This window comes from Actinopolymorpha pittospori (assembly GCF_014873875.1).
Classification (GTDB): Bacteria; Actinomycetota; Actinomycetes; order Propionibacteriales; family Actinopolymorphaceae; genus Actinopolymorpha; species Actinopolymorpha pittospori.
Genome location: NZ_JADBEM010000001.1, coordinates 8,665,373 through 8,690,159 on the forward strand (window position 1 = coordinate 8,665,373; position 24,787 = coordinate 8,690,159).

A 24,787-nucleotide genomic window follows, 5' to 3' on the forward strand; every position below is an offset into this window, starting at 1 on the left:
GATCCTAGGGGCGTGCGCCACCTGGGATCCGTCCAGCCCAAGATCGCCCCGCGAGCGTGCCGGGCCGGGGTCAGCCGGTGTCAGTAGGGGCGGACGGCGGTCCCGGCGAACGGCGGCGGCGCGGTGCCCTCGTCGACCCGCATGGTGAAGGTCTCCTGGTCGAGCACCTCCAGGCCGATGACCTCCCACTGCGGGAGCCCGGTGCTCTCCCGGTGTTCGCTCCACAGGCGTAGTGCGAGGGAAGCGGCGTCCAGGATCTCGTTGGCCTGCTCCCAGTAGCGCACCTCGGCGCGGTCGGCCTGGTAGCGGACGGTGAGGAGGAAGGGTCGCTCCTCGACCAGGCGTTCCAGGGCGGCGCGTACTTCGTCCAGATTGTGCGGCTCGCCGGACACTGTCACGGTGATGTGCCACATCCGCGTCTCCTGGGGGCTCACCACCGCCGCCTCTCCTACGCTCTCGTGCCGTTGCGGTCGCGCTGGCCGACCAGGACGAGATCGTCCCGATGTACGACCTCGCGTTCGTACGCCGGTCCGAGCTCTCGCGCGAGGTCCCGGGTGGACCGTCCGAGCAGTCCGGGGAGTTCGTGCGCGTCGAAGTTGACCAGCCCGCGGGCGACAGTACGGCCTTCGGGATCGACGAGATCCACCGGATCCCCGACGCCGAAGTCACCGTCCACCTCGACGATGCCGGCCGGGAGCAGCGACGCGCGGCGTTCGCAGACCGCCCGCACGGCACCGCTGTCCAACCGCAGCCGGCCGCGTGGCGTCGTCGCGTGCGCCAGCCACAGCTGGCGGGCCGGACGGCGCCGCCCGGTCCGGTGGAAGTGCGTGCCGACCGGCTCGCCGGCGAGCGCCCTACCGGCGTCGGAGGCGTCGGCGAGGATGACCGGAATGCCGGCGCCGGTGGCGATCCGGGCGGCCTCCACCTTCGTCACCATGCCGCCGGTTCCGACGCCGGACCTGCCCGACTTACGGACGACGACGTGGGAGAGATCCTCCTCGCCGCGGACCTCGCTCACCTTCGCCGAGCCGGGCCGGCGGGGGTCCCCGTCGTACAGCCCGTCGACGTCGGAGAGCAGGACGAGCAGGTCGGCGTTGACGAGATGGGCGACCAGGGCGGCGAGCCGGTCGTTGTCGCCGAACCGGATCTCCTCGGTCGCCACCGAGTCGTTCTCGTTGATGATCGGGAGCACCCCGAACTCCAGCAGCCGGGCGAGGGTGCGGTAGGCGTTGCGGTAGTGGGAACGCCGGGTCACGTCGTCGAGCGTCAGCAGCACCTGCGCGACCCGGAACCCGTGCCGGCCGAAGGCTTCGGTGTAGCGGGCGACGAGAAGCCCCTGTCCGACGCTCGCCGCGGCCTGCTGGGTGGCGAGGTCGCGGGGGCGGCTGCGCAGCCCGAGCGGCGCGAACCCCGTGGCGATCGCGCCGGATGACACCAGGACGACCTCGATGCCGTTCCCCCGCCGTTCGGCGAGGACGTCGACGAGGGTGTCGATGCGCTGCTGGTCGATGCCGCCGCGGGCACTCGTGAGCGAGGACGATCCGACCTTCACGACGACCCGATGGGCGCCCGTGACGTCGGTCCGAAGCCCTCCGCTCACCGGCCCTCCAGGCGGGGGTCGCCGCCACGGGGACCGCGGAGCATCTCCGCGCCGGTCTCGACGCTGGGGTCGAAGTCGAACACCACGGCGTTCTGCTCCTCCCCGATCGCCACGGCGTCGCCGGGTTCGGCTCCGAGCTTGCGGAGCTGGTCCTCGACGCCCAGGCGGTTCAACCGGTCGGCGAGGTAGCCGACGGCCTCGTCGTTGGAGAAGTCGGTCTGGCGGACCCAGCGCTCCGGCCGGCGGCCACGCACCCGCCACACGTCGCCCTCGCGCTTGATGCTGAAGTCGGACTCGTCGACGGCGCGCGGCCGGATCACGATGCGGGTCGGCTCCTGCGGCGGCAGGCTCGCCCGGCGCTGGTGGACGAGACGCGCCATGGCGTAGGACAGCTCGACCAGCCCCTCGCGGGTCGCGGCCGACACCTCGAAGACGTGCAGGCCGCGGGCTTCGAGCTCGGGTCGGACGAGGTTGGCGAGGTCCCGAGCGTCCGGAACGTCGGCCTTGTTCAGGGCCACGATGCGGGGCCGGTCCTCCAGCCCACCGTGCGCCGAGAGCTCCGCCTCGATGACGTCGAGGTCGCTCAACGGGTCGCGGCCGGGCTCGAGGGTGGCGCAGTCGATGACGTGGCAGAGGGCACTGCAGCGTTCGATGTGGCGGAGGAACTGGTGGCCGAGGCCGCGTCCCTCACTCGCGCCCTCGATCAGTCCGGGCACGTCGGCGAGCGTGAACGTCGTGTCTCCCGCGGTCACCACGCCGAGGTTGGGGACGAGCGTCGTGAAGGGGTAGTCGGCGATCTTCGGTCGCGCCCGCGACAGTGCCGCGATGATGCTGGACTTGCCGGCACTGGGGAAGCCCACCAGGCCGATGTCGGCGACGAGCTTGAGCTCGAGAACGACACTGCTGCGTTCGGCAGGCTCGCCGAGCAGCGCGAACCCCGGCGCCTTCCGGCGCGACGAGGCGAGGGCCGCGTTGCCGAGACCGCCGTTGCCGCCCGCCGCGATGACGTAGGAGGTTCCTTCCCCGACGAGGTCGATGAGGACCTCACCCTCGGGTGTCTTCACGAGCGTGCCGTCGGGGACCCGGAGCACGAGGTCGGCGCCGTCGGCGCCGGACCGGTTGCTGCCCTGACCCGGCCGGCCGTTCGCCGCCCGCCGATGGGGGGCGTGGTAGTAGTCGACCAGGGTGGTGACGCCTCGATCGACCTCGAGGACGACGCTGCCACCCTTGCCGCCGTTGCCTCCGTCGGGTCCACCGAGCGGCTTGAACTTCTCTCGGTGCACCGAGGTGCAACCGTGGCCGCCGTCTCCACCGGCGGCATGAAGCGTCACACGGTCGACGAACGTGGGTACTGCCACAGCGCACCTCCTTTCCTCGGGCGTCGCGGGCCTTCCTCGACAAGTGTCGCGGGGCCTGGCAAACAGTTCGGGGCGGGCCCATGGCCCGCCCCGACGGCTGTGATCAGGTGTGCGGCTCTACTCGCTCGGGACGATGTTGACGACCCGGCGGCCACGACGGCTGCCGAACTCGACGGCGCCCGCGGAGAGCGCGAACAGCGTGTCGTCGCCACCCCGCCCGACGTTGACGCCGGGGTGGAAGTGGGTGCCGCGCTGCCGGATGATGATCTCGCCCGCGTTGACCAGCTGGCCGCCGTAGCGCTTGACACCAAGCCGCTTGGAGTTGGAGTCGCGCCCGTTCCGCGAGGACGAGGCGCCCTTCTTGTGTGCCATGAGATTCAGCCCTTAGGTCTGTCTTCGGTGGGTTGTCCCGGGGACTTGCCCTGGGTCAGCCCTGCTGGATGCCGGTGACCTTGACCCTGGTCAGCGCCTGACGGTGGCCCTGACGCCGACGGTAGCCGGTCTTGTTCTTGAACTTCAGGATGTGGATCTTGGGGCCCTTGGCGGCACCGAGGACCTCCGCGGTCACCGAGACCTTGCCGAGCGCCGCGGCGTCGGACGTGACGCTCTCACCGTCGACGACGAGGACGGCGGGAAGCTGCACCGTCGAACCCGTCTGCTCGGCCAGTCGGTTGACCTCGAGGACGTCGCCGACGGCCACCTTGTGCTGACGGCCGCCACTGCGCACGATCGCGTACACCGCTGGTCTCACTCTCTTCGGACGTTCCGGGAGCGCGCCACCAGGTGCGGACGCGCGAAGACTGCGTGGATACCACGCCGACGCGCAAGAATACCTGACTGCCGGTTGGGCAGCCAACCCGAGCCCGGGCCGCCGGCCCGACAGGCCTAACGTCGCCCCTTGGCGAACACCTCGAACGCGCGTTCGCACATGCCGCCGAGCATACGCAACAGTATCGCCGGCATGAGGGCGGCCACCGCGACCGCCGCCACCTGGTCGAGTGTCTCCGCGGCCGCTCCCCGAGCCGGGAAGAACGCGAGCAGAGCGGACACCACGATGACGGCGGCCAGGACCCTTCCGCCGGTACGGAGCAGCCGCCCGAGTCGCCGCAGGGCCGAAGGTCGCAGCTGACCCCTCGCCGCGGGGACGGCATGGACGACGCAGACTTCTGCCGACACGGCCATGACCGCACCGATCACGAACAGTCCCACGCTGACCACTCCGGCGCTTCGTACGTCGGCGCCGACATAGGACATGAGGGTACGGACCGCCACAGCCAAGCTGCAGACCGCGTACACCCCGGCACCAAGTGCCCAGATCCACAGCGCCCTCGTCGCCAGACCGTCCGACCCCCGCCTGATCCAACGGATGGCTGTGTTCTCAGGCACGCCGGCAGCCTAGGCGCGTGGAGGAGATATGGAACGACATAGCGACATATGGATTTCATAAATGACATATAAACGGCTTTAAGGGGCGAAGAAGTTCACGCTTCCGCCACGCACACGTCGGCACAAAGATGATCTGCATTACGGGCGAGAAGGAAGGGGACCATGACCGCCACGAACGGGCCGAACTTCTTCGGAGATCTGCACGCCGACCTGGACCGGAGCCGTCGCGAGCTCGAGGGCACGGTGGCGGCGATCTCGGAGATAGAGGACGAACTCACCGGACAGACCTTCATTGGGGCCGACAGCAAGAAGATGGTGACCGTGACCCTGACCCGCGACGGGCTGGTCGACCAGGTGACGATCAGCCCGCAGTGGCGGACGAGGATCACCCCGACGGCACTGGGCCCCGCGGCGTTGTCCGCCTACCGAGCGGCTCGCGCCAGTCTGGCCGAGGAAGTCGCCGCCGCCTTCGCCGACGCGGGGCTCGACGCGCTCTCCGAACAGGTCCGGCGCAGGAGCCGGGTCTCCGACAACGAAGACGAGGGAACGCGATGATGCCCTTCGACGCCGCCTCGGAGCCCGGCAGGCCTGTCCAGCAGGCACAGGAGGCCGCCAGCGAGATCGCGTCGGCGGTGGTGAGTGCCGGCGATCCCAGGAAGGTCGAGGTGACCTGCCTGGCCACCGGCGAGATCCAGGGCATCAAGATCGCGACCACATACCTCTCGAGTGCGAGCCCTGACGAGCTTGGTGCGACGCTCCGAGACACGCTACGCGCCGGCCAGGAGGCCGCGGCCGATCGTCGGGCGGAGGCGACCGCCAAGGTCCTCACCTCACTCGACGAGCTGACTCAGAACCTCGCCCGGTCGATGTCCACCATGTCCGACCAACTGGCCGACGTCGTGTCCAACTTCAACCGACTCACGTTCGGCGGAAAGTGACGGGGGCGACGCACGATGGTCGAGGTCAAAGTCGCGATCAAGGGGCTGAAGGACACCGCCGCCGACTTCGAGGACATGGGCAAGAAGCTCGGCGCGGCATCGAAGAAGGCCGACACGATCGACCTTGCCAACCCCGAGTTCGGTTACATGGGTGAGAAGGAAGGGCTCAACACGGCATACGCCGCCGCTCAGAAGTTTCTGATCGACGTTCTCAAGGACGGAGCGGAGACGATGGAGAGCGTGGCAAAGGCCGTGCGGACCGCCGCCAAGGCATACGAGGCGGACGAGAAGGCCGGTGTCTGTCGCATCGACGACGCCTACGGCGACTAGGCCGACCAGGGCGACGAGAAGACAGCTACGGGAAAGGAGATCCGGTGGGGTACGGCCCTTACGGTCCATACAATCCGTACGGTCCTCGTCCTGAAGTACCCCAGTGGGTGAAGGACGCCGCCGGCAAGGTCGAGGAGTTCGCATCCTGGCTGGGCGTGCGACTGGGCGAGGCATGGGACTACCTGTGGGGGGTTCCTCAACGAACCCGGCGACCAGGACGCACTCAACCAGGCACGTGACGCCTGGACCGCGGAGAAGAGCGAGTCCGTCAAGTCACTCCTCACCGCCGCCCGCAACCATCTCGAAGAAGAAGCGAAGTACGTCGACGTCAACTGGTCAGGCCCCGCCGCCGAAGGCTTCCAGAAATACGTCTACGGCCAGGGCGGACAAGCCGGCCTGCTCGCCAACTTCACCGCCCTCGCCGCCTGCTGCGACAGCATGGCCACGGCACTCAAGGACATCCGCGACGTCCTCAGCGAACTCTGGATCTGGCTGATAGTCCTCCTCATCGCCTTCGTCGCCTGGGCGATCGTCTGCATCGCGATCGCGTTCCCCGGCGGATGGGGCTTCGTGAAGTTCCTCGAAGTCACCGGGGCGTTTCTCGCCGCCGTCGCCATCGCCGTCGTCAACGCCCGCAACACCCTCAACCAAGCCCAGGGCGCGATCGACACACTGCAGGACGTCGACACCGACACCCCGGGCTTCCCAGGCGGCAAATGGCCCCGCCCAGGGGTCGCCCTCAACGACGGATCCGTCACCGACGGAGACGCCAGCGACTGGCGGGTCAAGCGGTAGTGGTCAGACGGCGAAGCGCTGGCCGACACGAGTGTCGGCCAGCGCTTCCTCGTCTGCGGCCGTCCGTCAGAACGGCCCGGGTGCGGTCACTCCGCCGCGACGACCCGCTTGCGGCTGCGACGCCGTGAACCACGCTCGCCAGACTTCCGCCGGCCGCTGCCCTCGCTGGTCGACTCGGCCTGCTCCACCGGCTCGACGTCGGGTTCGAGGGCGTCCGCGACGGTCGTCGACGCATCCTCCTCGCGGGGGCGGAGCGAGTCCTCCTCGCCGGAGGAAGCGCCGGTACCGGCGCCCGCGGCGGTCGAGTCCGCACCACCCGTGGCCTCGGCCTGCTCGGGACGCGCCACGTCGGTCTGCGGCCAGCCGGTTCCCGCGGAGGTCTCCGCGGGGTGAGCGGGCTGGGTCGGTGCGGACTGGGACTGCGCGGACGCCGCCTCAGCCGGCTCGACCTCCGTCGACTCGTGCTCGACGGAGACCTCCTCAGCGGACTCCGCCTCGGCGGGCTCGGACGTTCCACCGCCACCGCCGCCGCGCCTGCGGCGCCGGGAACGACGACCGTGCTCCTCCTCGGTGGTGGCGGCCACGGGCGCGTGGGCCTCCACCGGTTCGAGGCGGACCTTCACCCCACGGCCGTTGCAGGCCTCGCAGGGCTCGCTGAAGGACTCGAGCAGGCCGGTACCGATGCGCTTGCGGGTCATCTGGACCAGGCCGAGCGAGGTGACCTCGGCCACCTGGTGCTTGGTGCGGTCCCGACCCAGGCACTCGACCAGGCGACGCAGTACGAGGTCGCGGTTGGACTCGAGCACCATGTCGATGAAGTCGACGACGATGATGCCGCCGATGTCGCGCAGCCGCAGTTGGCGGACGATCTCCTCGGCGGCCTCGAGGTTGTTCCTCGTGACCGTCTCCTCGAGGTTGCCGCCAGAGCCGGTGAACTTGCCGGTGTTGACGTCGATGACGGTCATCGCCTCGGTGCGGTCGATCACGAGGGAACCGCCGGAGGGCAGCCAGACCTTGCGGTCGAGCGCCTTCACGATCTGCTCCTCGATCCGGAACGACCCGAACACGTCCTGCGGTGACGTCCACCGCTCCAGTCGGTCCGCCAGGTGCGGCGCGACGTGGTCGACGTAGCCCTCGACCATGTCCCAGGCCTCGTCCCCGGACACGACCAGCCGGGCGAAGTCCTCGGTGAACAGGTCGCGGACGACCTTGATGAGCAGGTCGGGCTCGGACAGGAGGAGGTTCGGAGCCTGGCCGCCCGCGGCCTTCTTCTCGATCGCCTCCCACTGCGCCTTCAACCGGGCGACGTCGCGGGACAGCTCTTCCTCGCTCGCGCCCTCGGCGGCGGTGCGAACGACCACGCCGGCCTCGTCGGGAACGATGTCCTTGAGGAGCTGCTTGAGCCGGCTGCGCTCGGTGTCGGGCAGCTTGCGGCTGATGCCGTTCATGGAGCCGCGGGGAACGTAGACCAGGTAGCGGCCAGGCAGGCTGATCTGGCTGGTCAGCCGGGCGCCCTTGTGGCCGATCGGGTCCTTCGTCACCTGGACGAGGACGCTCTGCCCGGACTTCAGGGCCGCCTCGATCCGCTTCGGCTGGCCCTCGTGGCCGAGGCCGTTCCAGTCGACCTCGCCCGCGTAGAGCACGGCGTTTCGGCCGCGACCGATGTCGATGAACGCCGCCTCCATGCTGGGGAGGACGTTCTGCACCCGGCCGAGGTAGACGTTGCCGATCATGGACGACTGCGCCTCGCGGGTGACGTAGTGCTCGACGAGAACGTCGTCCTCGAGGACCGCGATCTGGGTGCGGTCGCCGTGCTGGCGGATCACCATCGTCCGCGCGACCGACTCCCTGCGGGCGAGGAACTCCGCCTCGGTCAGGATCGGCGGGCGGCGGCGGCCGGCCTCGCGTCCCTCCCGGCGGCGCTGCTTCTTCGCCTCCAGCCGGGTCGACCCTTCCAGGGCGCTCGGCTCGTCGTCGCCCCGGCGCGGCTCGCGCACCTTGACGACGGTGTGCTCGGGGTCGTCGGGGGCGGAGTCGAGCGACTCGCCACGACGCCGGCGACGCCGACGGCGGCGCCGGGAGCCACCGGCGGACTCCTCGTCGCCGTCCTCCTCGCCCTCGGCCTCGTCGGCCTCCGCAGCGGCCGCGTCGTCGTGGGACTCGGCAGGCTCGTCGGCGCGGTGCTCGTCGTCCTCGGCGCCCTCGGTGAGTGCTTCGGAACCGTCCTCGTCCGCGCCGCTCTTGTTGCGGCGGCGCCCACCGCGGCGGCGGCGCCGACGGCGGCCACCGTCGTCACCGTCGTCGTCGTTGTCGGTGTCGTCCTCGGCGTGGGTGTCGCTCTCGGCGACTGCCGGCGCGACCTCGACGGACTCCTCTGGTTCGGCCTCGGCGCGACCGCGGGAGCGCCGGCGACGGCTCGGTGCCGGCTCGGCCTCCGCGTCATCGTCCTCGACGGCGGGGTGGTCGGCACCGATCGTCGGCGGCTGGAAGAGAACCGTCGGCGGCTGGAAGGTCACAGCCTGCGCGCGCGGGACGGCCACAGGGGCGTCGATCGGCCCGGCGGACTCCTCCGAGGCGGCCGGGGTCTCGACGGACTCTTCCTCAGCCGGCTCGTCGGTCTCGCCAGCCGGTCCGGGCTCGGACGTCTCCACGGACTCGGGTGTCTGGTCGGCGGTCTGCTCGCCGGAAACGGCCGGTGCGACCTCCGCGTTCGCCGCGGGTGCCTCAGCCGCACTGTCAACCTGGCCTGGCTCGGCCTGGCTCGACTCGGTGGACTCCTCCACCGGCTCCGGCGCCGCGGCCGCCTTCTTCGCGCGGGTCCGCTTCGCAGCGGCCCGCTTGCGCGGCGTCCGTTCCTTGGTCGGCTGATCGTCGGCCGGCTGGTCGGCGTCCGCAGCGGACTGCTCCGGTGCGGCCGACGCGGCGGCCTTCGCCTTGGTTGTCCGCTTACGGGTGGTGCGGCGCGGCTTCTGCGGAGCCTCTGGCTCCGGCTGCGCGCCTTCCGGTTTCGCGGATCGTTCGTCGTATTCGGGTGTCGCGCCCTGTTCGGCGCTTGGCTCGTTGTCGAGCACAGTCGGTCTCCTGTCAGCCCCCGGGCTCGGGAGCCGCGCGGGGGCCACTGTCGGTCGTCGGCACCACCGTTAAGCGGCGACGACGTAAGTCGCTTCGTCAGCTCCGACCAGCCAGCCAAGGCTTCGCTCGGAGCCGCGACGACATCTCCGCCCACGGCACCCGCTTCCCCGGGCGGTTGACCCAACCGCGTCAACGGCTCCTGTCACTCACGAGGTGACGGAAGCGTCGCGGTCGGGCGCCAGCGGGTCGCCCACGGTGCCGGACTCCTCGTCCCACGGGCCCTGACTCCGCCGTGTCATTCGGTGTGGTGGCGGGAGCTCGGAGCCCGACGCCAGGCGGAGCCCAGCGAGGACATCGTCGGGTCGTACGGCGGGCGTTCCATGCCGCACGACCACCTGCAGTATCGCACAAGGAATTGTGAAGTCCTCGGATCCGCCCGGTCGCGGCGCTCCGGCCGGATCCGGCCGGTGGAGTTCCAGGCGGCGGACGGCGTCCCGTATGTCGAAAACGCGAAGTCCGTTCTTGGTGAGCCGCTCCACCTCGACGACCTCCCGGGCGAGGAACATCGGCACCGCCGCGGCCACGTCGTCGGCCGAGTCGGCGGGCATCGCGATCTCCCAGACCGAGGCCTCCAGCCGCTCCGCGAGGGAGTTCGCCCGGGCCTCGACGACCTCGACCACGTCGAGTCCGGGAGGAAGCGCCGCGTCGAGGCCGGCACGGAGCGCGTCCGGATCACAGCGGACCGAGACCCCGAGTTCGGCGTACTCGGCCTCGCTCGCGGAGCCCGTCGGCGCCGCGCCGGCGTAGGAGATCTTCGGGTGCGGACTGAAACCGGCGGAGTAGGCGATGGGTACGCCGGCGCGGCGTACGGCCCGCTCCAGGGCCCGCTGGAAGTCGCGATGGCTCGTGAAACGCAACCGACCTCGCTTGGCGTACCTGAAACGCAGCCGCTGCACCGTCGGGGGTGTGTTGCGGTCGGGTGGCGTCGGTGTCGGGCTCATCTCGTCGCCGACCCTAGCGGAGGGCCGGTCGTGGCCACCCTCGACACCCGCTCCCACGCCACCGGCGGTCTGCCGTACCCCGGGGTCCTCCCCCACAGGCCGGCGACCTCCCGCGCCGCCTCAGGTCGCGCCCGCATGCCCTGAGGACGCGGCGTCCGAATCCATACGGCGACATCCGCACGGCGAGCACCGACCGGGCTTTCCCAACCGGGGCTTCGACGCCGACGTTCCACCCGTGACACGGCCCGGGCCGCGCGACGCTACCGCGTGGGCTCACGGCGACCGAACGTCGCAGCTTCACGGCAGACCGTGATTCACGTCACGCTCGACGACCGACGAGGCGATGCCGGACGGGCGCCCGAGCCGAGCTGACCTCGATCGCCAAGGCGGCGGAAATCGCCCGGGGCGACAAATCGAAGAAATGCACTCGGCGCTGCGAATTCCCCCGAAGCGGCCAGATCGCCACGAAATGTTCCCGGACAATTCGTCGGCCAGAAACCCATATCGGGGCCGTGATCGCCTGTGGTGATTCTTTCCCGCGACGACACATTCTTGATGTCGATCTTGAATACACTGTCGCCGCTTCGACCTGGCCATCGCCGCAGCTGTGAAGGAGTCGCGCGTGAACGACGAGAGTCCCGGCCGGGCCGGCACCGGTCCCGATGTCGAAGCGCAGCTGGCCTCCGTGCGCGGAGAGGGCGAGGCGGCCGCCGGCCTCGTCCGGGTCACGGTCGACGGGACCAGCAACCTCGTCGGGCTCGTGATCGAGCCGAAGGCGATGCGGCTTGCTTCGCAGGACCTGACCGAGGCTGTCCTGGCCGCGTTCGGTGCGGCCCGCTCCGCCGTGCGCGACCAGCTCTCGACCCTGACGCCGACCTACGCCGTCGTCCCGAGCGAAGTGCAGTCCGCCGTCGAGCAGTTGCGCTTCGAGGCCGAACGCCGCCTCGACGCGTTCACCCAGACCGTCGACGACCTCACCACCAGGCTCGATCGGCGCTACTGAGCGACACGGACCGAGCCGCTGGAGGGAAGCACATGGTCAAGGAAGACTTCGACAGTATCGCCGGTGGCGCGACGACCGTCGGGACCTCCGCCGAGAGCCTCGGCCAGGACCTGCGCGCGCTCGAAACGACCGTGACCGCGGACAATCCCTGGGGCGCCGACGAGGCGGGCAGTGTGTTCGGCATGGCCTACACGGCTGTGCTCGGTCACGCGATGGAGGTGCTCGGCTCCCACGTCGAGCTTCTCGGCGGGGGTGCCGAGAAGCTCGGTGTGTGGGGCCTTCGTTCCGAGCTGACCGAGCTCGAGAACACCCTGACAGCGGCCACCGTCGACCCCTCCACCGTGGACGTCTGACCGTGGGAATGGAGCTGCCCGGCTGGCTGACCGAGCCGCTGAGCTGGATCGGTCTGGAGTGGCCACAGGCCGATGAGGTGAAGCTGTTCGAGGCCGGTCAGGCCTGGATCGCCTTCGGCATGCGGCTCCTGCCGGTGTCGGCGGAGGCCAGTACCGCTGCCGCCCGGGTGGTGGCCATGAACGAGGGGCGGCCGGCGGAGGCCTTCTACGAGTGGTGGCAGAGCGAGGACGGCCCGGCCAGACGACTCGACGAGGACGTCGCGGCGGTACTCATCATCGGTGCCGCGCTGATCCTCTTCGCCGCGCTGACCGTCGCGATGAAGCTGCTCTTCGCCGTCCAACTCGCCATTCTGGCGATGCAGGTCGCGGCGGCGGTCGCCGCCGCGTTCGCCACCTTCGGGGCTTCCAGCGCCACCATTCCGGGGTTCGTCGCCGCCACCCGCGCGGCCTGCACCAGGCTGGTGCGCCGCTTCGTCGACGACGTGCTGAAGAAGAACATCGCCAAGCTGCTCGAGAAGGCGAAGGCCCTGCTCAAGAAGATCCGCCAGCGTGGCCTGCTCGGCGGGCGTGGGCCGATCACGGCAAAGAACGTGACGCCGAACGCCACCGTGGGTGACCTGTTGAAGTACGGTCTGCCCGACGTGAACGGCAGCCCTTTGAGCATCGGAAAGAACGGGCGGCTGTTCAAGCTGACGGAGCGAGACCTTCTGAACGCCGTCCTCAATCCTCGACGCGGTGACTACATCATGGTGGCGCGCAAACCCAACTGGGCCGAAGCGGGCGTCGAGCCACCGCTGGGTTACGTCCGCGACGGAAACCACCGTGCTCTCAACCTGCTGCGGTGGGCTCGCCAGAACGAGAAGAATCCAGGAACCGACCCGCTGATCACCTGGGAAACGGAGATCTACGTCATCCATGTTTAGAGCCTCGAAACCATCGCGGTCCCGCGCGGTCGGCTACCTGCTGCACCAGGGCATCCTGGAGATCAGGGCGATGTCCGCCGCGCGCACGCTGCTCTCCACCGACGAAGGTGCCGATCCCGGTTCTCCCTACGAGACCGACTACCTAGCTCGCATCCAGCTGATCGCCGACGTGTGCCACGAGTTCGCGCCGGTGTTGATGAACGACAACCGCGGCGAGCGGGAGGAGGCGGCGGCCGACGCGCTGTCCTACCGCTTCGAGGTCACCGTTCCGGAGGGCCGCCGCTGGATGCGGGCACGGTTGGCCGAGCTCGGTGAGGAGTACAGGGACCTGCTCGGCCCGGACCCGGCCTAGGACACGACCCAGCCGCGTCGCCCATGACGCCGGCGCGGCGAAGCGCCCGCGCCGGCCCCGCTCGCACGACTAGGACTGGGCGATCAGCTCCTGCTGCCGGGTCTGGGAGACACCGACGATCGGAAGCAACTGTTGACCGGTCGGCCCGACCTGGATCTCGGTGCCCATCTGCGGGCACACGCCGCAGTCGAAGCACGGTGTCCAGCGGCAGTCCTCGACCTCCACCTCGTCAAGAGCGTCCTGCCAGTCCTCCCACAGCCACTCACGGTCCAGGCCGGCGTCGAGGTGGTCCCACGGGAGCACCTCGGTCTCGCCGCGTTCGCGGGTGGTGTACCAGTCGAGGTCGACAGGCTCCTCCGCGAGCGCGTCCGCGCACGCCGTCACCCAGCGGTCGTAGGAGAAGTGCTCACTCCAGCCGTCGAACCGTCCGCCGTCGGCCCAGACCGCCCGGATGACCCGGCCGACCCGCCGGTCGCCGCGGGACAGCAGCCCCTCGATCACCGACGGCTGGCCGTCGTGGTAGCGCAGGCCGATGGACTTGCCGTAGGCGCGGTCCTCACGGATGGCCGCGCGCAGCTTCGCCAGCCGTGCGTCGACGTTCTCCCAGGACTCCTGCGCCGCCCACTGGAAGGGCGTGTGCGGCTTGGGAACGAAGCCGCCGATCGAAACGGTGCAGCGGATGTCCTTGCGACCCGACACCTCGCGCCCGGTCGCGATCACCTTCCGGGCCAGGTCGGCGATGGCGAGCACGTCCTCGTCGGACTCGGTCGGCAGACCGCACATGAAGTAGAGCTTGACCTGTCGCCAGCCGTTGGCGTAGGCCGTGCTGACCGTGCGGATGAGGTCTTCCTCGCTGACCATCTTGTTGATGACCTTGCGCATCCGCTCGCTGCCGCCCTCCGGCGCGAACGTCAGCCCGGACCGCCGCCCGTTGCGGGACAGCTCGTTGGCCAGCGTGACGTTGAAGGCGTCAACCCGAGTGGACGGTAGTGACAAGGAGACGTTGCTGCCGTCGTACCGGTCCGCCAGCCCCTTGGCCACCTCGCCGATCTCGGAGTGGTCGGCGCTGGACAGCGACAGCAGACCGACCTCCTCGAACCCGGAGGCCTCGATGCCGTTCTGGACCATGTCGCCGATGGTGCGGATGCTGCGCTCCCGCACCGGCCGCGTGATCATGCCCGCCTGGCAGAAACGACAGCCCCGGGTGCAACCGCGGAAGATCTCCACCGAGAAGCGTTCGTGCACGGTCTCGGCGAGCGGCACCAGCGGCTTCTTCGGATAGGGCCACTGGTCGAGGTCCATCAAGGTGTGCTTGACGACCCGCCACGGAACGCCGCTGCGGTTGGGCGCGACCCGCTTGATCCGGCCGTCGGGGAGGTACTCGACGTCGTAGAACTTCGGGACGTAGACACCACCGGACGCGGCCAGGCGGAACAGCAGTTCGTCCCTTCCGCCGGGTGAGCCCTCCGCCTTCCACTCGCGGATCACCTCGCTGATCGCGAGAACGACCTCCTCGCCGTCGCCCAGGACGGCGGCGTCGAGGAAGTCGGCGATCGGCTCGGGGTTGAACGCCGAGTGGCCACCCGCCAGCACGATCGGGTGCTCGTCGGTGCGCTCGCGGGCCTCGAGCGGGATTCCGGCGAGGTCGAGTGCGGTCAGCAGGTTGGTGTAGCCGAGTTCGGTCGAGAAAGATACGCCGAGGATGTCGAAGGCGCCGACCGGGCGATGGGCGTCGACGGTGAACTGCGGGATGGCGTTGGCCCGCATCACCTTCTCCATGTCGGGCCAGACGGCGTAGGTGCGTTCGGCGAGGATCCAGTCACGCTCGTTCAGGACCTCGTAGAGGATCTGCACTCCCTGGTTGGGGAGCCCGACCTCATAGGCGTCGGGATACATCAACGCCCACCGGACCTCGCTCGAGTCCCAGTCCTTGACGGTCGAGTTGAGCTCGCCACCGACGTACTGGATCGGCTTCTGCACCGCCGGCAGCAGCGGCTCCAGCCGGGGGAACAACGACTCCACGGCCATGTCCTCGCGCACCTTCGATCGGGGGTCTTGTCGGCAAAGCAACCAGGGTAACCGTCGGCGATCGGCGACGAGTCGGGCGCACTCGGCAGACGCCCGACCAGCGCGGATCCGGCGGCCCGCGCTAAACCGGCCAAGCGAGGCGGATCCGACATCCCTCCCGCGCGGGAGGCGGTTCCCCGCCGCGGGGGAGGCACCGCGGTGATCGAGCGGTGACGCTCGGAGCATGCCGACCAGGAACCGGGCTGCTGGGGAGCCGACGCGCCCGACGCAGTCGACCCCACCGATCCAGCCGACCCCAGTGACCGAGCCCGCTTCACCGCCCGCCCACGTCCGCCCCACCACGCCCGCGACGCCGCCGCGATGGATGACCCATGCGCCGCTGGTGGCGGTGGTGTGGGCGTTCGGGTACGGCGCCCTGCGGCTCGTCTGGGCCCTCGGGGGTGCACCTGATCTTCCACCGCTCGGCGAGGACCTGCTGCTGGTGAGCGGCTGGGGCATCGTGGGCCTGTGCGCGCTCGCCGCCATCGTCGTCCTCGGCCTCCCCCTGACGACGGGACGCCTGACGACGGGACGCCTGACGACGGGCCACCTGACCACGGGCCTCGCCCTGACGGGCCTGCGCCGGGCGACAGGCCGCTCGTCCGGTGCGAACGGCCCCATCCTCCGGTCGGGGCGACTCCGCGCACTCGGGTGGTTCCTCGTAGGTCTGGGCTGGTCGGTGAGCGCCGCCGCGACCGCCGCCGCGGCACTTCTGCTCGTCGACCTCGTGGGCCTGCTCTTCTTCACCACCACCTGGGTCGACAACGCACCGGGCGCGCTCAGCCGGGCGGGGTGTGTGCTCGGCGCTCTCGCGGTCGGCGCGACGGTCCTCACCCACCAGCGCCGGTTGCGAGGCGGCTGCCTCACCTGTGGCCGCCACATCCGGGCGAAGTCGCCGGGGCGCGCGGAGGTACGCGCACCGTCGTGGGCACGTACGGCGGCCTACGTGGCGGTCCTGGGCTGTATGACGAGGTTCGGCGCGCAGGCCGTGGTGGGCTTCGGCCCGGAAGGTCACCCACTGCGCGTGAACGCCGTCTCCGGGCTGGCGTTCCTCGTCGGGGCCGCGGTGGCCGGAACGGTCCTGCCGTTGGCGCTGGTCCATCGTTTCGGCCGGGTGTGGCCGCGGTGGACGCTCCCGCTCGCCGGCCGGCGAGTGCCCCGCTGGCTCGTCCTCGGACCCGCCTTCGTGATCTCGGCGGGGATGACGGTGTACTTCGGCGCGGGCCTCGTCCAGATGATCGCCGACCCCGCCTCGATGACCGGGGACTCCGGCCTGCCTCCGGCGTTCTTCTGGGTCGCCGTGCCCGCCTATCTCGCCTGGGGCACCGGCATCGGAGTCGCCGCGCTGTCCTACCGGGTGCGTACCCGCCCGCGATGCCGTGCCTGCGGATGCTGAGTCCGACATCCACCGCCAGCGTCGCCCCGCCCGCCGAAAGCTCTCGCCCCCACGCCGGAGCGGTATTCTCCGTCTTCCACGGACGGATCGAGTGCCAGGATCGTGAGGAACCCATGAGCGACCAGAATCACGAAGCCGACGGCCCGGCCCGACCCGCTGTCCCCTCCTCCGCCAGCGACATCCTGGCCTCCGACGCCGAGCGCGAGGCCGTCGTCGCCCGGCTCAACGCCGCCTGCGGTGAGGGGCGGCTGACGCTGGAGGAGTTCAGCGAGCGGCTCGAACGCTCCTACACCGCCCGCACCCGCGGCGAGCTGCAGCCACTCCTGCGCGACCTTCCCGCGGAGAGCTCCGAGCCGGCGAGCGCTCCCGTGCACGCGGGCGAGCAGGGCGCCCGACGTGGCGAATGGCATGTCACCCCGATCGGCGGCATCAGCCGGCGCGGGCCCTGGCGCATGCGGGATCTGACGTCGATCACCCTGATCGGCGGCGCCGACCTCGACCTGCGCGAGGCGCAGTTCACCGCCCAGGAGGTCACCCTCACCAAGGTCTCCCTGGTGGGCGGAGTCAACCTCACCGTCCCGCCCGGTGTGCAGGTCGTGATCGAGGGGTTCAGCATCCTCGGCGGCCGGCGGGTGGAGATCGACGAGGTGCCCGACGGCGACGCACCGACCCTGCGGGTGCGGGCCTTCTCCCTGATCGGCGGGATCAACGTGCGGAGTTCGCGGCCGGTCGAGCGGCTACGGGCGGCCCGTGAGGCCCGTCGCGCCGGCCTCGACGGCGCCCGAGCAGAACGCCGTGCCGCGTTCGAGGAGGCCCGAGACCAACGCCGGGCCGGGCTGGACGACGCGCGGGCCGCGCGCCGGGCGGCCCGCGACGAACGTCGACGCGGCCGCCGCCACGGCTGAGCCGTCGACGCCACGGCTGAGCGGTCGACGCCGCCGGCGGATCCCTGGACCGCTGTCCTAGAGCCAGCCGCGGAACTTGAAGACCACGTAGAGAATGACGCTCACGCAGAACATCAGCACCACCGCGAAGGGATAGCCGAGGGTCCAGTGCAGCTCGGGCATGTGCGTGAAGTTCATGCCGTAGACCGTTCCGACGAGGGTCGGCGCGAACAGGATCGCCGCCCATCCGGAGATGCGCTTGACCTCCTCGCTCTGCCGGAACGTCGCCTCGGTCAGCCGGGTGATCTCCTCGTTCTGCCGTTGGGCGACGACCGAGGCGTTGACGGTGAGGGCGCTCGCGAGCAGTTGCCGGAACGCCTCCACGCGTTCGACCACGCGGACGACGTGGTCGTGGACATCGCGCAGCTTGCGGCGTAGCTCGACGTCGACGGCGTACTTGTCGAAACCGTCTGAGAGAGCATCGACCACGTCGACCAGCGGCTGGCAGGCGCGTTGGAACTCGATGACCTCGCGGGAGAGCTCGTAGATGCGCCGCGTGACGCCGGCCTGGCCGCCGAACACCTGCGCCTCGATCTCCTCGATGTCGTCGCCGAGCCCGCGCAGAACGGGCACGTAGTCGTCGACGATCCGGTCGAGGATGGCGTACAGGATCGCCTCGGGACCGCACCGCAGGAGTTCTGGATGAGCCTCGAGCCGTTTGCGGACCGGGGCCAGCTCCGGTGCGGCACTGTGCCGGATGGTCACCACGAAGTCCTTGCCGAGAAAGACGTGCAGCTCACCGACCTCGACGATCTCGGGTGAGTCGACGTACCTCGCTGGACGGAGCACCACGAAGAGCGTGTCGCCGTAGCGCTCCAGTTTCGGCCGCTGGTGGGCGTGCACGGCGTCCTCGACCGCCAGGGGGTGCAGGCCGAACTCCTGCGCCACCGAGGCGATCTCCTCGGCGGTCGGCCGGAACAGTCCGATCCAGCCCATCCCTCGCCGGTCCCGGATCAGCTCGTACGTCTGCTCCAGGGTCTCGGGTTCGACACGCTCGCCGCCGACGTAGATCGCGTTGTCCACCACGGTCATCGCGGAACCTCCGTTCGGCGCTCGAGGGGCATCCGCCGGAGCCGGTACGCCCGACGACCCCACAGTGTGACCCACCGCCGGTGGGGTTGGCGCCGCACCCCCGCCTCGGACTGCCGCCCTCTGACCGTACGGCGGACCCGCGGCGAACGGTGCACGTCCGAATGCGTTCTTGACGCGAGCGACCCACGTGACGCGCCAATCGACGCCGTCTGTCCCCGTGAGGACACGAATCGTCATGACCGCGTCAAGGCGACGGATGCCGGCGTCAGGAAGTCGTCAACAACGCTGGCGACCCCGCGAGGTCGCCCGTTGAAGTGGATGGCGGAGGACGCCGCGTGAGTCGCCACGGTTGCGGGACCGGCCGACCCGCGGCTCCTTCCCTGATCGTTCCCACCGGCACGGTTTCCGCGAAGAGGTGAGGGGATGGCGGTGCTCGCTCGACCGGCGTGGTCTCCCCCTCCGGCGCGGCCCTCCCGTCCGGAGTGGCCCCCCTGTCATCAGCGGCGCTGTCGGCGTCGACCGCCGCCGCTTTCCTGACGGTCCTCCGCACCAGCTCCCCCGTATCCCGGCCCTCCGCACACCCAGCGTCCAGGTGCGGATCGAGTGGCGACGACGCCCGCGATTCCGCAGACCTCCACGCGGGCCTCGAGCGACAGGAGTCCTTCCGTGATCATTCAGCCGCGGTTCGTCGAGTTCCATGTCCACCCACACCGTCGCGTCTGGCGGGTCTACCGCGACGGTGAGCTGCTCAGCCTGCACTGTGAGAAGGACCTGGCGGTGGAGGAGGCGCGCCGGCTCGCCCGCGCGCACGCGCCCAGCCGGATGACGATCCATGCCCCCAGCGGGCGGATCGAGACCGAGCACACGTACTGGCCGGACATCATCGCCGTGACCAATGAGGATGTCAGGCCCGGTCACGGGACATTCCCGTCGTGATGGCGGACATCCCACCCAGCCGGGGCTCGGGCCACTCCCCCACCGGTCATCTCCATGCCGTCGAGGGCGCCTTCGGGCGCGTGTGGAGCGGCAGACTGGACTCCTGAGCCGCCCCTGTCGGTGACCTGTTCCGGACCACCGTCAAGGGACCGTTAAGACCGCGAAGCATTCCGTTAGGGGGCTGCTAACGCGGGTATTGACGATGCCCGATCTCTCATTCAATGGAGCCGCCCGGGCCGGCACCTCAATGGTCCGTGCCGCGCAATCGAACGAATCTGCGATGGTCGACCAGGGACAGGAGGATCCGACCATGCTCATGCGGTCGGCCGCCCCCCGCCCAGCCGTCGAACTCGTCCCGGCGTGGGTGACGTTCTGCATCGGGGCCGGAATGTTGTTCCCGGTCACGCTCGTCGTGCGAGGGATCGGGTTCCGCGGTGACCTGGGATCCCTTGTCGTGCTGGCACTGGCAGCGCTCTGGTCGATCCGTTCCACGGCTCCGGCGGCGGCCGGGCTCGGCACCCTGTGCTCAGCCTTCACCACCGGATTCATCGTCAACTCGTTCGGAACGCTGACGTTCGGTCGACAGGACCTGCTCCTTCTCGCCGTCTGCCTGGGTGCACCCCTGGCGGTCTGCGCGTGGAGCAGGTCGACCTGGGCAGCAGTTTCCGCAGGCGGCGACTGGCCGGTCGCAGACCTGATTCTCACCATGTCCCTCGAAGGAGTGACCCACCGTGGCCGACGTCATCTTCGTCCTCGTGACGATCGTCGCCTTTGGCGTCGTCGTCGCCGTCCTGAGGGGAGCGGCACGGCTATGACCGCCGAGAACGTCGTCGGGCTGGTGCTCGCCATCCTGCTCGTCATCTACCTCGTCTTCGCCCTCATCCGTCCGGAAAGGTTCTAAATGAGCCCGGGTCTTACGGCCGTACTGCTGGTCGCGGTCCTGGTCGTCATGCTCGCCATCGTCCACCGACCACTCGGTGAGTACATGGCCAAGTTGTATTCGAGCGACCGGCACCTGAAGCTTGAGCGCGGGCTCTACCGCGTCCTCCGAGTCAACCCCGACTCCGAACAACGGTGGACGGTCTACGCCGCGAGTGTGGTGACGTTCTCCCTCGTCTCCGTCCTGTTCCTGTACCTCATGCAGCGGGTGCAGAGTTGGCTGCCGCTGTCGGCCGGCATGAAGCCGGTCCCGCCGGACGGCGCGTTCAACACGGCGGTCTCCTTCGTCACGAACACCAACTGGCAGTGGTACTCCGGCGAGTCGACGATGAGCTACCTCACCCAGATGACCGGCCTCGCGGTGCAGAACTTCGTGTCGGCGGCCGTTGGTATGGCGGTGGCGATCGCCCTCGTCCGCGGATTCGCGCGACGCAGGACACCGGATCTGGGCAACTTCTGGGTCGACCTCGTCCGCACCAACCTGCGCATCCTGCTTCCCATCGCCTTCGTCGGCGCGATCATCCTGGTCGCGAACGGTGTCGTCCAGAACCTCTCCGACCCGACCACGGTCCACACCCTGGCCGGCGCAACCCAGCACCTGCCTGGTGGAAACGCCGCGAGCCAGGAAGTGATCAAGGAGCTTGGCACGAACGGTGGTGGTGTCTACAACGCCAACTCGGCGCACCCGTTCGAGAGCCCCAACGGCTTCACCAACCTGTTCGAGATCTTCCTCATCCTGATCATCCCGATCTCACTTCCCGTGACGTTCGGGCGGATGGTCGGAAGTCTCAAGCAGGGCTACGCGATCCTCGCGGTGATGAGTGTGATCGCGCTCGGCTCGATCGTCGCGATCTACGCGGTCGAGTTCGCCCACCCCGGGGCCGCGCTGCAGGTCGCGGGCGCGTCCATGGAAGGCAAGGAGACGAGGTTCGGCGTTTCGTCCTCGCCGCTGTTCGCGGCCGTGACGACGCTCACCTCGACTGGTGCGGTCGACTCGATGCACGCGTCGTACACGGCGCTGGGCGGCGGAATCACCATCTTCAACATGGTGTTGGGTGAAGTCGCACCAGGCGGTGTCGGCACCGGCCTTTACGGCATGCTCATCCTCGCCGTGATGACGGTCTTCATCGCCGGCCTCATGGTCGGTCGTACGCCGGAGTATCTCGGCAAGAAGATCGGTAGCCGGGAGATGAAGTTCGTCGCCCTCTACATCCTGACGACCCCGGCACTCGTCCTGATCGGTACGGGCCTCGCACTCGCACTCCCGACTGGACGCTCGTCCATTCTGAACCCGGGACCGCACGGTATGTCGGAGGTGCTGTATGCCTTCGCGTCAGCCTCCAACAACAACGGCTCGGCCTTCGCCGGACTGACCGCGGGTACGCCGTTCTACAACACCGCGCTCGGACTGGCTATGTTGTTCGGGCGCTTCATCCCGATCGTGTTGGCCCTCGCCCTCGCGGGCTCGCTGGCCAACCAGAAACCGGTACCCGCGACGACTGGCACCCTTCGGACCCACTCGCCGCTGTTCGCCGGCATGCTCGTCGGCGTGACGATCATCGTCACCGGGCTGACGTTCTTCCCCGCACTCGCTCTCGGCCCGCTCGCGGAGGGTCTCTCATGACACACCCCTCTCCCACCAAACCCCGCGGGCACCTGGCGCCCGAATCGCTACAGCAACCCGTGGGTCCGCACCGGATCGCGGGCGGGGCCTTCAGCCCCGGCCAGCTGATCGATGCGCTGCCGTCCGCGTTCCGCAAGTTCGACCCACGGCTGATGGTGAAGTCGCCGGTCATGTTCGTGGTCGAGATCGGCGCCGCGCTGACGACGGTCTTCACCATCGCCGACTCCTCACTGTTCGGTTGGCTGATCGTCGTCTGGCTGTGGCTCACGGTGCTGTTCGCCAACCTGGCCGAGGCGGTCGCCGAAGGTCGCGGCAAGGCTCAGGCCGACACGCTGCGGCGCGCCAAGACCGAGACCGAGGCGCGGCGGCTGCGCGTCGACCGCACCGAGGAACGCGTGCCGGCGACGAGCCTGCACGTGGACGACCTGGTGGTCTGCGAGGCAGGCGACACCATCCCCGGCGACGGAGAGGTGATCGACGGCATCGCGAGCGTCGACGAGTCGGCCATCACCGGCGAGTCGGCTCCGGTCATCCGTGAGTCAGGCGGTGACCGGAGCGCGGTGACCGGCGGCACGAAGGTCCTGTCGGACCGGATCGTCGTCCGCATCACCAGCGAACCCGGTGAGACCTTCATCGACCGGATGATCGCCCTCGTCGAGGGTGCCAACCGGCAGAAGACGCCGAACGAGATCGCGCTGACCATCCTGCTGGCCAGCCTCACGATCATCTTCCTGCTCGCGATCGTGACGCTGCAGCCGATGGCCGGGTACTCCGGCGGCGAGCAGAGTATCGTCGTCCTGGTCGCATTGCTCATCTGTCTGATCCCCACGACCATCGGCGCGCTCCTGAGCGCCATCGGTATCGCGGGCATGGACCGGCTCGTCCAGCGCAACGTGCTGGCGATGTCCGGGCGGGCTGTCGAGGCCGCCGGTGACGTGTCGACGCTGCTGCTCGACAAGACCGGCACCATCACCCTCGGCGCCCGTCAGGCGGTCGAGTTCGTTCCGGTCAGCGGCGTCAGTTCCGAGCAGGTCGCCGAGGCGGCGCAGCTCGCGAGCCTCGCCGACGAGACGCCCGAGGGTCGTTCGGTCGTCGTCCTCGCCAAGGAGAAGTACGACCTGCGCGGCCGTGAGCTCGCCGGTTCGACCGTGATCCCGTTCGCGGCCGAGACCCGCATGAGCGGTGTCGACCAACCCGGTGAGCACGAGATCCGCAAGGGTGCGGCGAGTGCCGTCCTGCGCTGGGTGCAGAACTACGACGGTACCATCCCGCGGGACACCGCGGAGGTCGTCGACTCGATCTCGAACACGGGTGGAACTCCGCTCGTGGTCGCGGAACGACGCGACGGACAGGCCCGGGTCCTCGGTGTCATCCACCTCAAGGACATCGTCAAGGAAGGCTTGCGGGACCGGTTCAACGACCTGCGGGCCATGGGTATCCGCACGGTGATGATCACCGGCGACAACCCGCTCACCGCCAAGGCGATCGCGGAGGAGGCCGGCGTCGACGACTTCCTCGCCGAGGCCAAGCCCGAGGACAAGATGGCGCTCATCCGGCGCGAGCAGGAGGGCGGCAAGCTCGTCGCGATGACGGGTGACGGCACCAACGACGCGCCGGCCCTCGCCGCCGCCGATGTGGGTGTCGCGATGAACACGGGTACGCCGGCGGCGAAGGAAGCCGGCAACATGGTGGACCTGGACTCGAACCCGACGAAGCTCATCGAGATCGTCGAGATCGGGAAGCAGCTCCTCATCACCCGTGGTGCGCTCACGACGTTCTCCATCGCGAACGACGTCGCGAAGTACTTCGCGATCATCCCGGCGATGTTCGCGGCCGTCTATCCCGGCCTGAACAAGCTGAACATCATGGGGCTCGCCACTCCGGAGTCGGCGATCCTCTCCGCGGTCATCTTCAACGCCCTCGTCATCATCGCGCTGATCCCGTTGGCGCTGCGCGGTGTTCGGTACCGCCCGACGTCGGCGGCGTCGATGCTTCGCCGCAACCTGTGGATCTACGGCCTGGGCGGCATCATCGTGCCGTTCATCGGCATCAAGATCATCGACCTCATCATCTCGCTCATTCCTGGGATCGGGTGAACAAACCGTGCTGGCAACTGTGCGACAACTCGGCGCGGCGCTTCGCGCCCTGATCGTCCTGACCGTGATCCTGGGCCTGATCTATCCCTTCGCCGTCTGGGCGGTCGGACAGGTCGCCTTCAAGGACCAGGCGAACGGCTCGCTGATCCACTCCAACGGACAGGTGGTCGGCTCCCGGCTGATCGGTCAGGAGTTCGACGGCCCACGGTGGTTCCACTCGCGGCCGTCGGCGACCGGTGACACGCCCTACGACGCGATGAACAGCTATGGCTCCAACCTCGGTCCGACCAACCCTGACCTGGTGAAGATGGTCAAGGAGCGCAAGGCCACGGTCGCCAAGGAGAACGGCGTTCCCCAGTCGGAGGTGCCGCCGGACGCGGTGACGGCCAGCGGCAGCGGCCTCGACCCGCACATCTCCCCCGAATACGCCGCGATCCAGGTCAACCGGGTCGCAGAAGCTCGCGGCCTGTCCGTCGAGCAGGTGAAGCAACTCGTGAAGGACAACACCGACAATCCTTCCCTGGGCTTCCTCGGTGAGCCCGGAGTGAACGTGGTCGAGCTCAACCTCGCGCTCAACCAGGCGAGCGGCAGAGGGTGAACGAGGACCACCGCCAGCTCCGCCCGGGGCGGACCGTGACCCGC

25 protein-coding genes are annotated in these 24,787 nt (G+C 69.4%); 15 read left to right on the forward strand and 10 right to left on the reverse strand.

The features are described from left to right. Window positions 1-80: 80 nt before the first annotated feature. The 6 genes from HEB94_RS40190 to HEB94_RS40215 all read right to left on the reverse strand — a co-directional run bounded on the left by HEB94_RS40190 (window position 81) and on the right by HEB94_RS40215 (window position 4,344). Window positions 81-437 (reverse strand): hypothetical protein, encoded by a 357-nt coding sequence (locus HEB94_RS40190; RefSeq protein ID WP_337918266.1) that lies wholly within the window; start codon window positions 435-437, stop codon window positions 81-83. Window positions 438-448: 11 nt separating this feature from the next. Continuing rightward, a complete protein-coding gene (gene proB / locus HEB94_RS40195; RefSeq protein ID WP_192754686.1) occupies window positions 449-1,600 on the reverse strand; it encodes a glutamate 5-kinase in 1,152 nt (383 codons plus the stop codon). Further along, entirely contained in the window at window positions 1,597-2,958 is a 1,362-nt protein-coding gene (gene obgE, locus HEB94_RS40200) for a GTPase ObgE (RefSeq protein WP_192754687.1), read from the reverse strand. The genes proB and obgE overlap by 4 nt, the downstream gene beginning before the upstream one ends. 117 nt (window positions 2,959-3,075) lie before the next feature. Next, window positions 3,076-3,330 carry a 50S ribosomal protein L27 gene (gene rpmA / locus HEB94_RS40205; RefSeq protein ID WP_192754688.1) on the reverse strand — a complete coding sequence of 85 codons (255 nt, stop codon included), beginning with the start codon at window positions 3,328-3,330 and terminating at the stop codon, window positions 3,076-3,078. 55 nt (window positions 3,331-3,385) lie between these two features. Next, window positions 3,386-3,697, reverse strand: a complete 312-nt coding sequence (rplU, locus tag HEB94_RS40210; RefSeq protein ID WP_192754689.1) for a 50S ribosomal protein L21 — start codon at window positions 3,695-3,697, stop codon at window positions 3,386-3,388. A 146-nt stretch (window positions 3,698-3,843) separates the two neighbouring features. Beyond that, window positions 3,844-4,344, reverse strand: a complete 501-nt coding sequence (locus HEB94_RS40215) for a hypothetical protein (protein WP_192754690.1) — start codon at window positions 4,342-4,344, stop codon at window positions 3,844-3,846. A 162-nt stretch (window positions 4,345-4,506) separates the two neighbouring features. On the opposite strand from HEB94_RS40215, the gene HEB94_RS40220 reads away from it, so the two are divergent. The 4 genes from HEB94_RS40220 to HEB94_RS40235 all read left to right on the forward strand — a co-directional run bounded on the left by HEB94_RS40220 (window position 4,507) and on the right by HEB94_RS40235 (window position 6,407). Then, a complete protein-coding gene (locus tag HEB94_RS40220) occupies window positions 4,507-4,899 on the forward strand; it encodes a YbaB/EbfC family nucleoid-associated protein (RefSeq protein ID WP_192754691.1) in 393 nt (130 codons plus the stop codon). Continuing rightward, a complete protein-coding gene (locus tag HEB94_RS40225; RefSeq protein WP_192754692.1) occupies window positions 4,896-5,282 on the forward strand; it encodes a YbaB/EbfC family nucleoid-associated protein in 387 nt (128 codons plus the stop codon). Before HEB94_RS40220 ends, HEB94_RS40225 begins: the two co-directional genes overlap by 4 nt. A 15-nt stretch (window positions 5,283-5,297) precedes the next feature. Next, complete coding sequence (locus HEB94_RS40230; RefSeq protein ID WP_192754693.1) at window positions 5,298-5,612, forward strand: type VII secretion target; 315 nt, start codon at window positions 5,298-5,300, stop codon at window positions 5,610-5,612. Window positions 5,613-6,050: 438 nt separating this feature from the next. After that, window positions 6,051-6,407 (forward strand): hypothetical protein, encoded by a 357-nt coding sequence (locus HEB94_RS40235; RefSeq protein ID WP_192754694.1) that lies wholly within the window; start codon window positions 6,051-6,053, stop codon window positions 6,405-6,407. A gap of 86 nt (window positions 6,408-6,493) precedes the next feature. On the opposite strand, the gene HEB94_RS40240 is transcribed toward HEB94_RS40235, so the two are convergent. Both HEB94_RS40240 and HEB94_RS40245 read right to left on the reverse strand, forming a co-directional pair. Then, on the reverse strand, window positions 6,494-9,478 hold the full coding sequence (locus HEB94_RS40240) for an Rne/Rng family ribonuclease (protein ID WP_192754695.1): 2,985 nt from the start codon (window positions 9,476-9,478) through the stop codon (window positions 6,494-6,496). A gap of 207 nt (window positions 9,479-9,685) precedes the next feature. Beyond that, window positions 9,686-10,576: a TIGR03936 family radical SAM-associated protein gene (locus tag HEB94_RS40245; protein WP_420481557.1), complete on the reverse strand. Its 891-nt coding sequence runs from the start codon at window positions 10,574-10,576 to the stop codon at window positions 9,686-9,688. Window positions 10,577-11,102: 526 nt separating this feature from the next. On the opposite strand from HEB94_RS40245, the gene HEB94_RS40250 reads away from it, so the two are divergent. The 4 genes from HEB94_RS40250 to HEB94_RS40265 are packed head-to-tail and all read left to right on the forward strand — an operon-like array spanning window position 11,103 to window position 13,111. Next, a complete protein-coding gene (locus HEB94_RS40250) occupies window positions 11,103-11,483 on the forward strand; it encodes a YbaB/EbfC family nucleoid-associated protein (RefSeq protein WP_192754696.1) in 381 nt (126 codons plus the stop codon). Between the two features lie 32 nt (window positions 11,484-11,515). Beyond that, window positions 11,516-11,836, forward strand: a complete 321-nt coding sequence (locus tag HEB94_RS40255; RefSeq protein ID WP_192754697.1) for a hypothetical protein — start codon at window positions 11,516-11,518, stop codon at window positions 11,834-11,836. Window positions 11,837-11,844: 8 nt separating this feature from the next. After that, on the forward strand, window positions 11,845-12,759 hold the full coding sequence (locus HEB94_RS40260; RefSeq protein ID WP_475555132.1) for a WXG100-like domain-containing protein: 915 nt from the start codon (window positions 11,845-11,847) through the stop codon (window positions 12,757-12,759). After that, window positions 12,752-13,111, forward strand: coding sequence for a hypothetical protein (locus tag HEB94_RS40265; protein ID WP_192754699.1), 360 nt, complete (start codon window positions 12,752-12,754; stop codon window positions 13,109-13,111). Before HEB94_RS40260 ends, HEB94_RS40265 begins: the two co-directional genes overlap by 8 nt. A 69-nt stretch (window positions 13,112-13,180) precedes the next feature. Here HEB94_RS40265 and HEB94_RS40270 read toward each other — a convergent pair whose 3' ends face one another. Next, a complete protein-coding gene (locus tag HEB94_RS40270) occupies window positions 13,181-15,139 on the reverse strand; it encodes a TIGR03960 family B12-binding radical SAM protein (RefSeq protein WP_192754700.1) in 1,959 nt (652 codons plus the stop codon). A 223-nt stretch (window positions 15,140-15,362) separates the two neighbouring features. Here HEB94_RS40270 and HEB94_RS40275 point away from each other — a divergent pair, with 223 nt between their 5' ends. After that, entirely contained in the window at window positions 15,363-16,574 is a 1,212-nt protein-coding gene (locus HEB94_RS40275) for a hypothetical protein (protein ID WP_192754701.1), read from the forward strand. A 113-nt stretch (window positions 16,575-16,687) separates the two neighbouring features. Then, window positions 16,688-17,479, forward strand: coding sequence for a DUF1707 SHOCT-like domain-containing protein (locus tag HEB94_RS40280; protein WP_192754702.1), 792 nt, complete (start codon window positions 16,688-16,690; stop codon window positions 17,477-17,479). A 57-nt stretch (window positions 17,480-17,536) separates the two neighbouring features. On the opposite strand, the gene corA is transcribed toward HEB94_RS40280, so the two are convergent. Then, window positions 17,537-18,550: a magnesium/cobalt transporter CorA gene (gene corA, locus HEB94_RS40285; protein ID WP_192754703.1), complete on the reverse strand. Its 1,014-nt coding sequence runs from the start codon at window positions 18,548-18,550 to the stop codon at window positions 17,537-17,539. 666 nt (window positions 18,551-19,216) lie between these two features. Between corA and HEB94_RS40290 the strand changes: the two genes are divergently transcribed. The 5 genes from HEB94_RS40290 to kdpC all read left to right on the forward strand — a co-directional run bounded on the left by HEB94_RS40290 (window position 19,217) and on the right by kdpC (window position 24,743). After that, complete coding sequence (locus HEB94_RS40290) at window positions 19,217-19,486, forward strand: DUF2188 domain-containing protein (RefSeq protein ID WP_192754704.1); 270 nt, start codon at window positions 19,217-19,219, stop codon at window positions 19,484-19,486. A gap of 280 nt (window positions 19,487-19,766) precedes the next feature. Further along, window positions 19,767-20,387, forward strand: a complete 621-nt coding sequence (kdpF, locus tag HEB94_RS49800; protein ID WP_202896803.1) for a K(+)-transporting ATPase subunit F — start codon at window positions 19,767-19,769, stop codon at window positions 20,385-20,387. After that, window positions 20,388-22,049 (forward strand): potassium-transporting ATPase subunit KdpA, encoded by a 1,662-nt coding sequence (kdpA, locus tag HEB94_RS40300; protein ID WP_192754705.1) that lies wholly within the window; start codon window positions 20,388-20,390, stop codon window positions 22,047-22,049. After that, window positions 22,046-24,145 carry a potassium-transporting ATPase subunit KdpB gene (gene kdpB, locus HEB94_RS40305; protein WP_192754706.1) on the forward strand — a complete coding sequence of 700 codons (2,100 nt, stop codon included), beginning with the start codon at window positions 22,046-22,048 and terminating at the stop codon, window positions 24,143-24,145. The genes kdpA and kdpB overlap by 4 nt, the downstream gene beginning before the upstream one ends. A gap of 7 nt (window positions 24,146-24,152) precedes the next feature. Continuing rightward, a complete protein-coding gene (gene kdpC / locus HEB94_RS40310) occupies window positions 24,153-24,743 on the forward strand; it encodes a potassium-transporting ATPase subunit KdpC (RefSeq protein ID WP_192754707.1) in 591 nt (196 codons plus the stop codon). Window positions 24,744-24,787: the final 44 nt, after the last annotated feature.

What these genes read in the sequence shown, in the direction of transcription:
- rpmA (WP_192754688.1), bottom strand. Translation starts at nt 3,330, where the DNA reads ATGGCACACAAGAAGGGCGCCTCGTCCTCGCGGAACGGGCGCGACTCC.
- HEB94_RS40220 (WP_192754691.1), top strand. Translation starts at nt 4,507, where the DNA reads ATGACCGCCACGAACGGGCCGAACTTCTTCGGAGATCTGCACGCCGAC.
- HEB94_RS40225 (WP_192754692.1), top strand. Translation starts at nt 4,896, where the DNA reads ATGATGCCCTTCGACGCCGCCTCGGAGCCCGGCAGGCCTGTCCAGCAG.
- HEB94_RS40230 (WP_192754693.1), top strand. Translation starts at nt 5,298, where the DNA reads ATGGTCGAGGTCAAAGTCGCGATCAAGGGGCTGAAGGACACCGCCGCC.
- HEB94_RS40235 (WP_192754694.1), top strand. Translation starts at nt 6,051, where the DNA reads ATGGCCACGGCACTCAAGGACATCCGCGACGTCCTCAGCGAACTCTGG.
- HEB94_RS40255 (WP_192754697.1), top strand. Translation starts at nt 11,516, where the DNA reads ATGGTCAAGGAAGACTTCGACAGTATCGCCGGTGGCGCGACGACCGTC.
- HEB94_RS40260 (WP_475555132.1), top strand. Translation starts at nt 11,845, where the DNA reads ATGGAGCTGCCCGGCTGGCTGACCGAGCCGCTGAGCTGGATCGGTCTG.
- HEB94_RS40265 (WP_192754699.1), top strand. Translation starts at nt 12,752, where the DNA reads ATGTTTAGAGCCTCGAAACCATCGCGGTCCCGCGCGGTCGGCTACCTG.
- HEB94_RS40270 (WP_192754700.1), bottom strand. Translation starts at nt 15,139, where the DNA reads ATGGCCGTGGAGTCGTTGTTCCCCCGGCTGGAGCCGCTGCTGCCGGCG.
- HEB94_RS40275 (WP_192754701.1), top strand. Translation starts at nt 15,363, where the DNA reads ATGCCGACCAGGAACCGGGCTGCTGGGGAGCCGACGCGCCCGACGCAG.
- HEB94_RS40280 (WP_192754702.1), top strand. Translation starts at nt 16,688, where the DNA reads ATGAGCGACCAGAATCACGAAGCCGACGGCCCGGCCCGACCCGCTGTC.
- corA (WP_192754703.1), bottom strand. Translation starts at nt 18,550, where the DNA reads ATGACCGTGGTGGACAACGCGATCTACGTCGGCGGCGAGCGTGTCGAA.
- kdpF (WP_202896803.1), top strand. Translation starts at nt 19,767, where the DNA reads ATGGTCGACCAGGGACAGGAGGATCCGACCATGCTCATGCGGTCGGCC.
- kdpA (WP_192754705.1), top strand. Translation starts at nt 20,388, where the DNA reads ATGAGCCCGGGTCTTACGGCCGTACTGCTGGTCGCGGTCCTGGTCGTC.
- kdpB (WP_192754706.1), top strand. Translation starts at nt 22,046, where the DNA reads ATGACACACCCCTCTCCCACCAAACCCCGCGGGCACCTGGCGCCCGAA.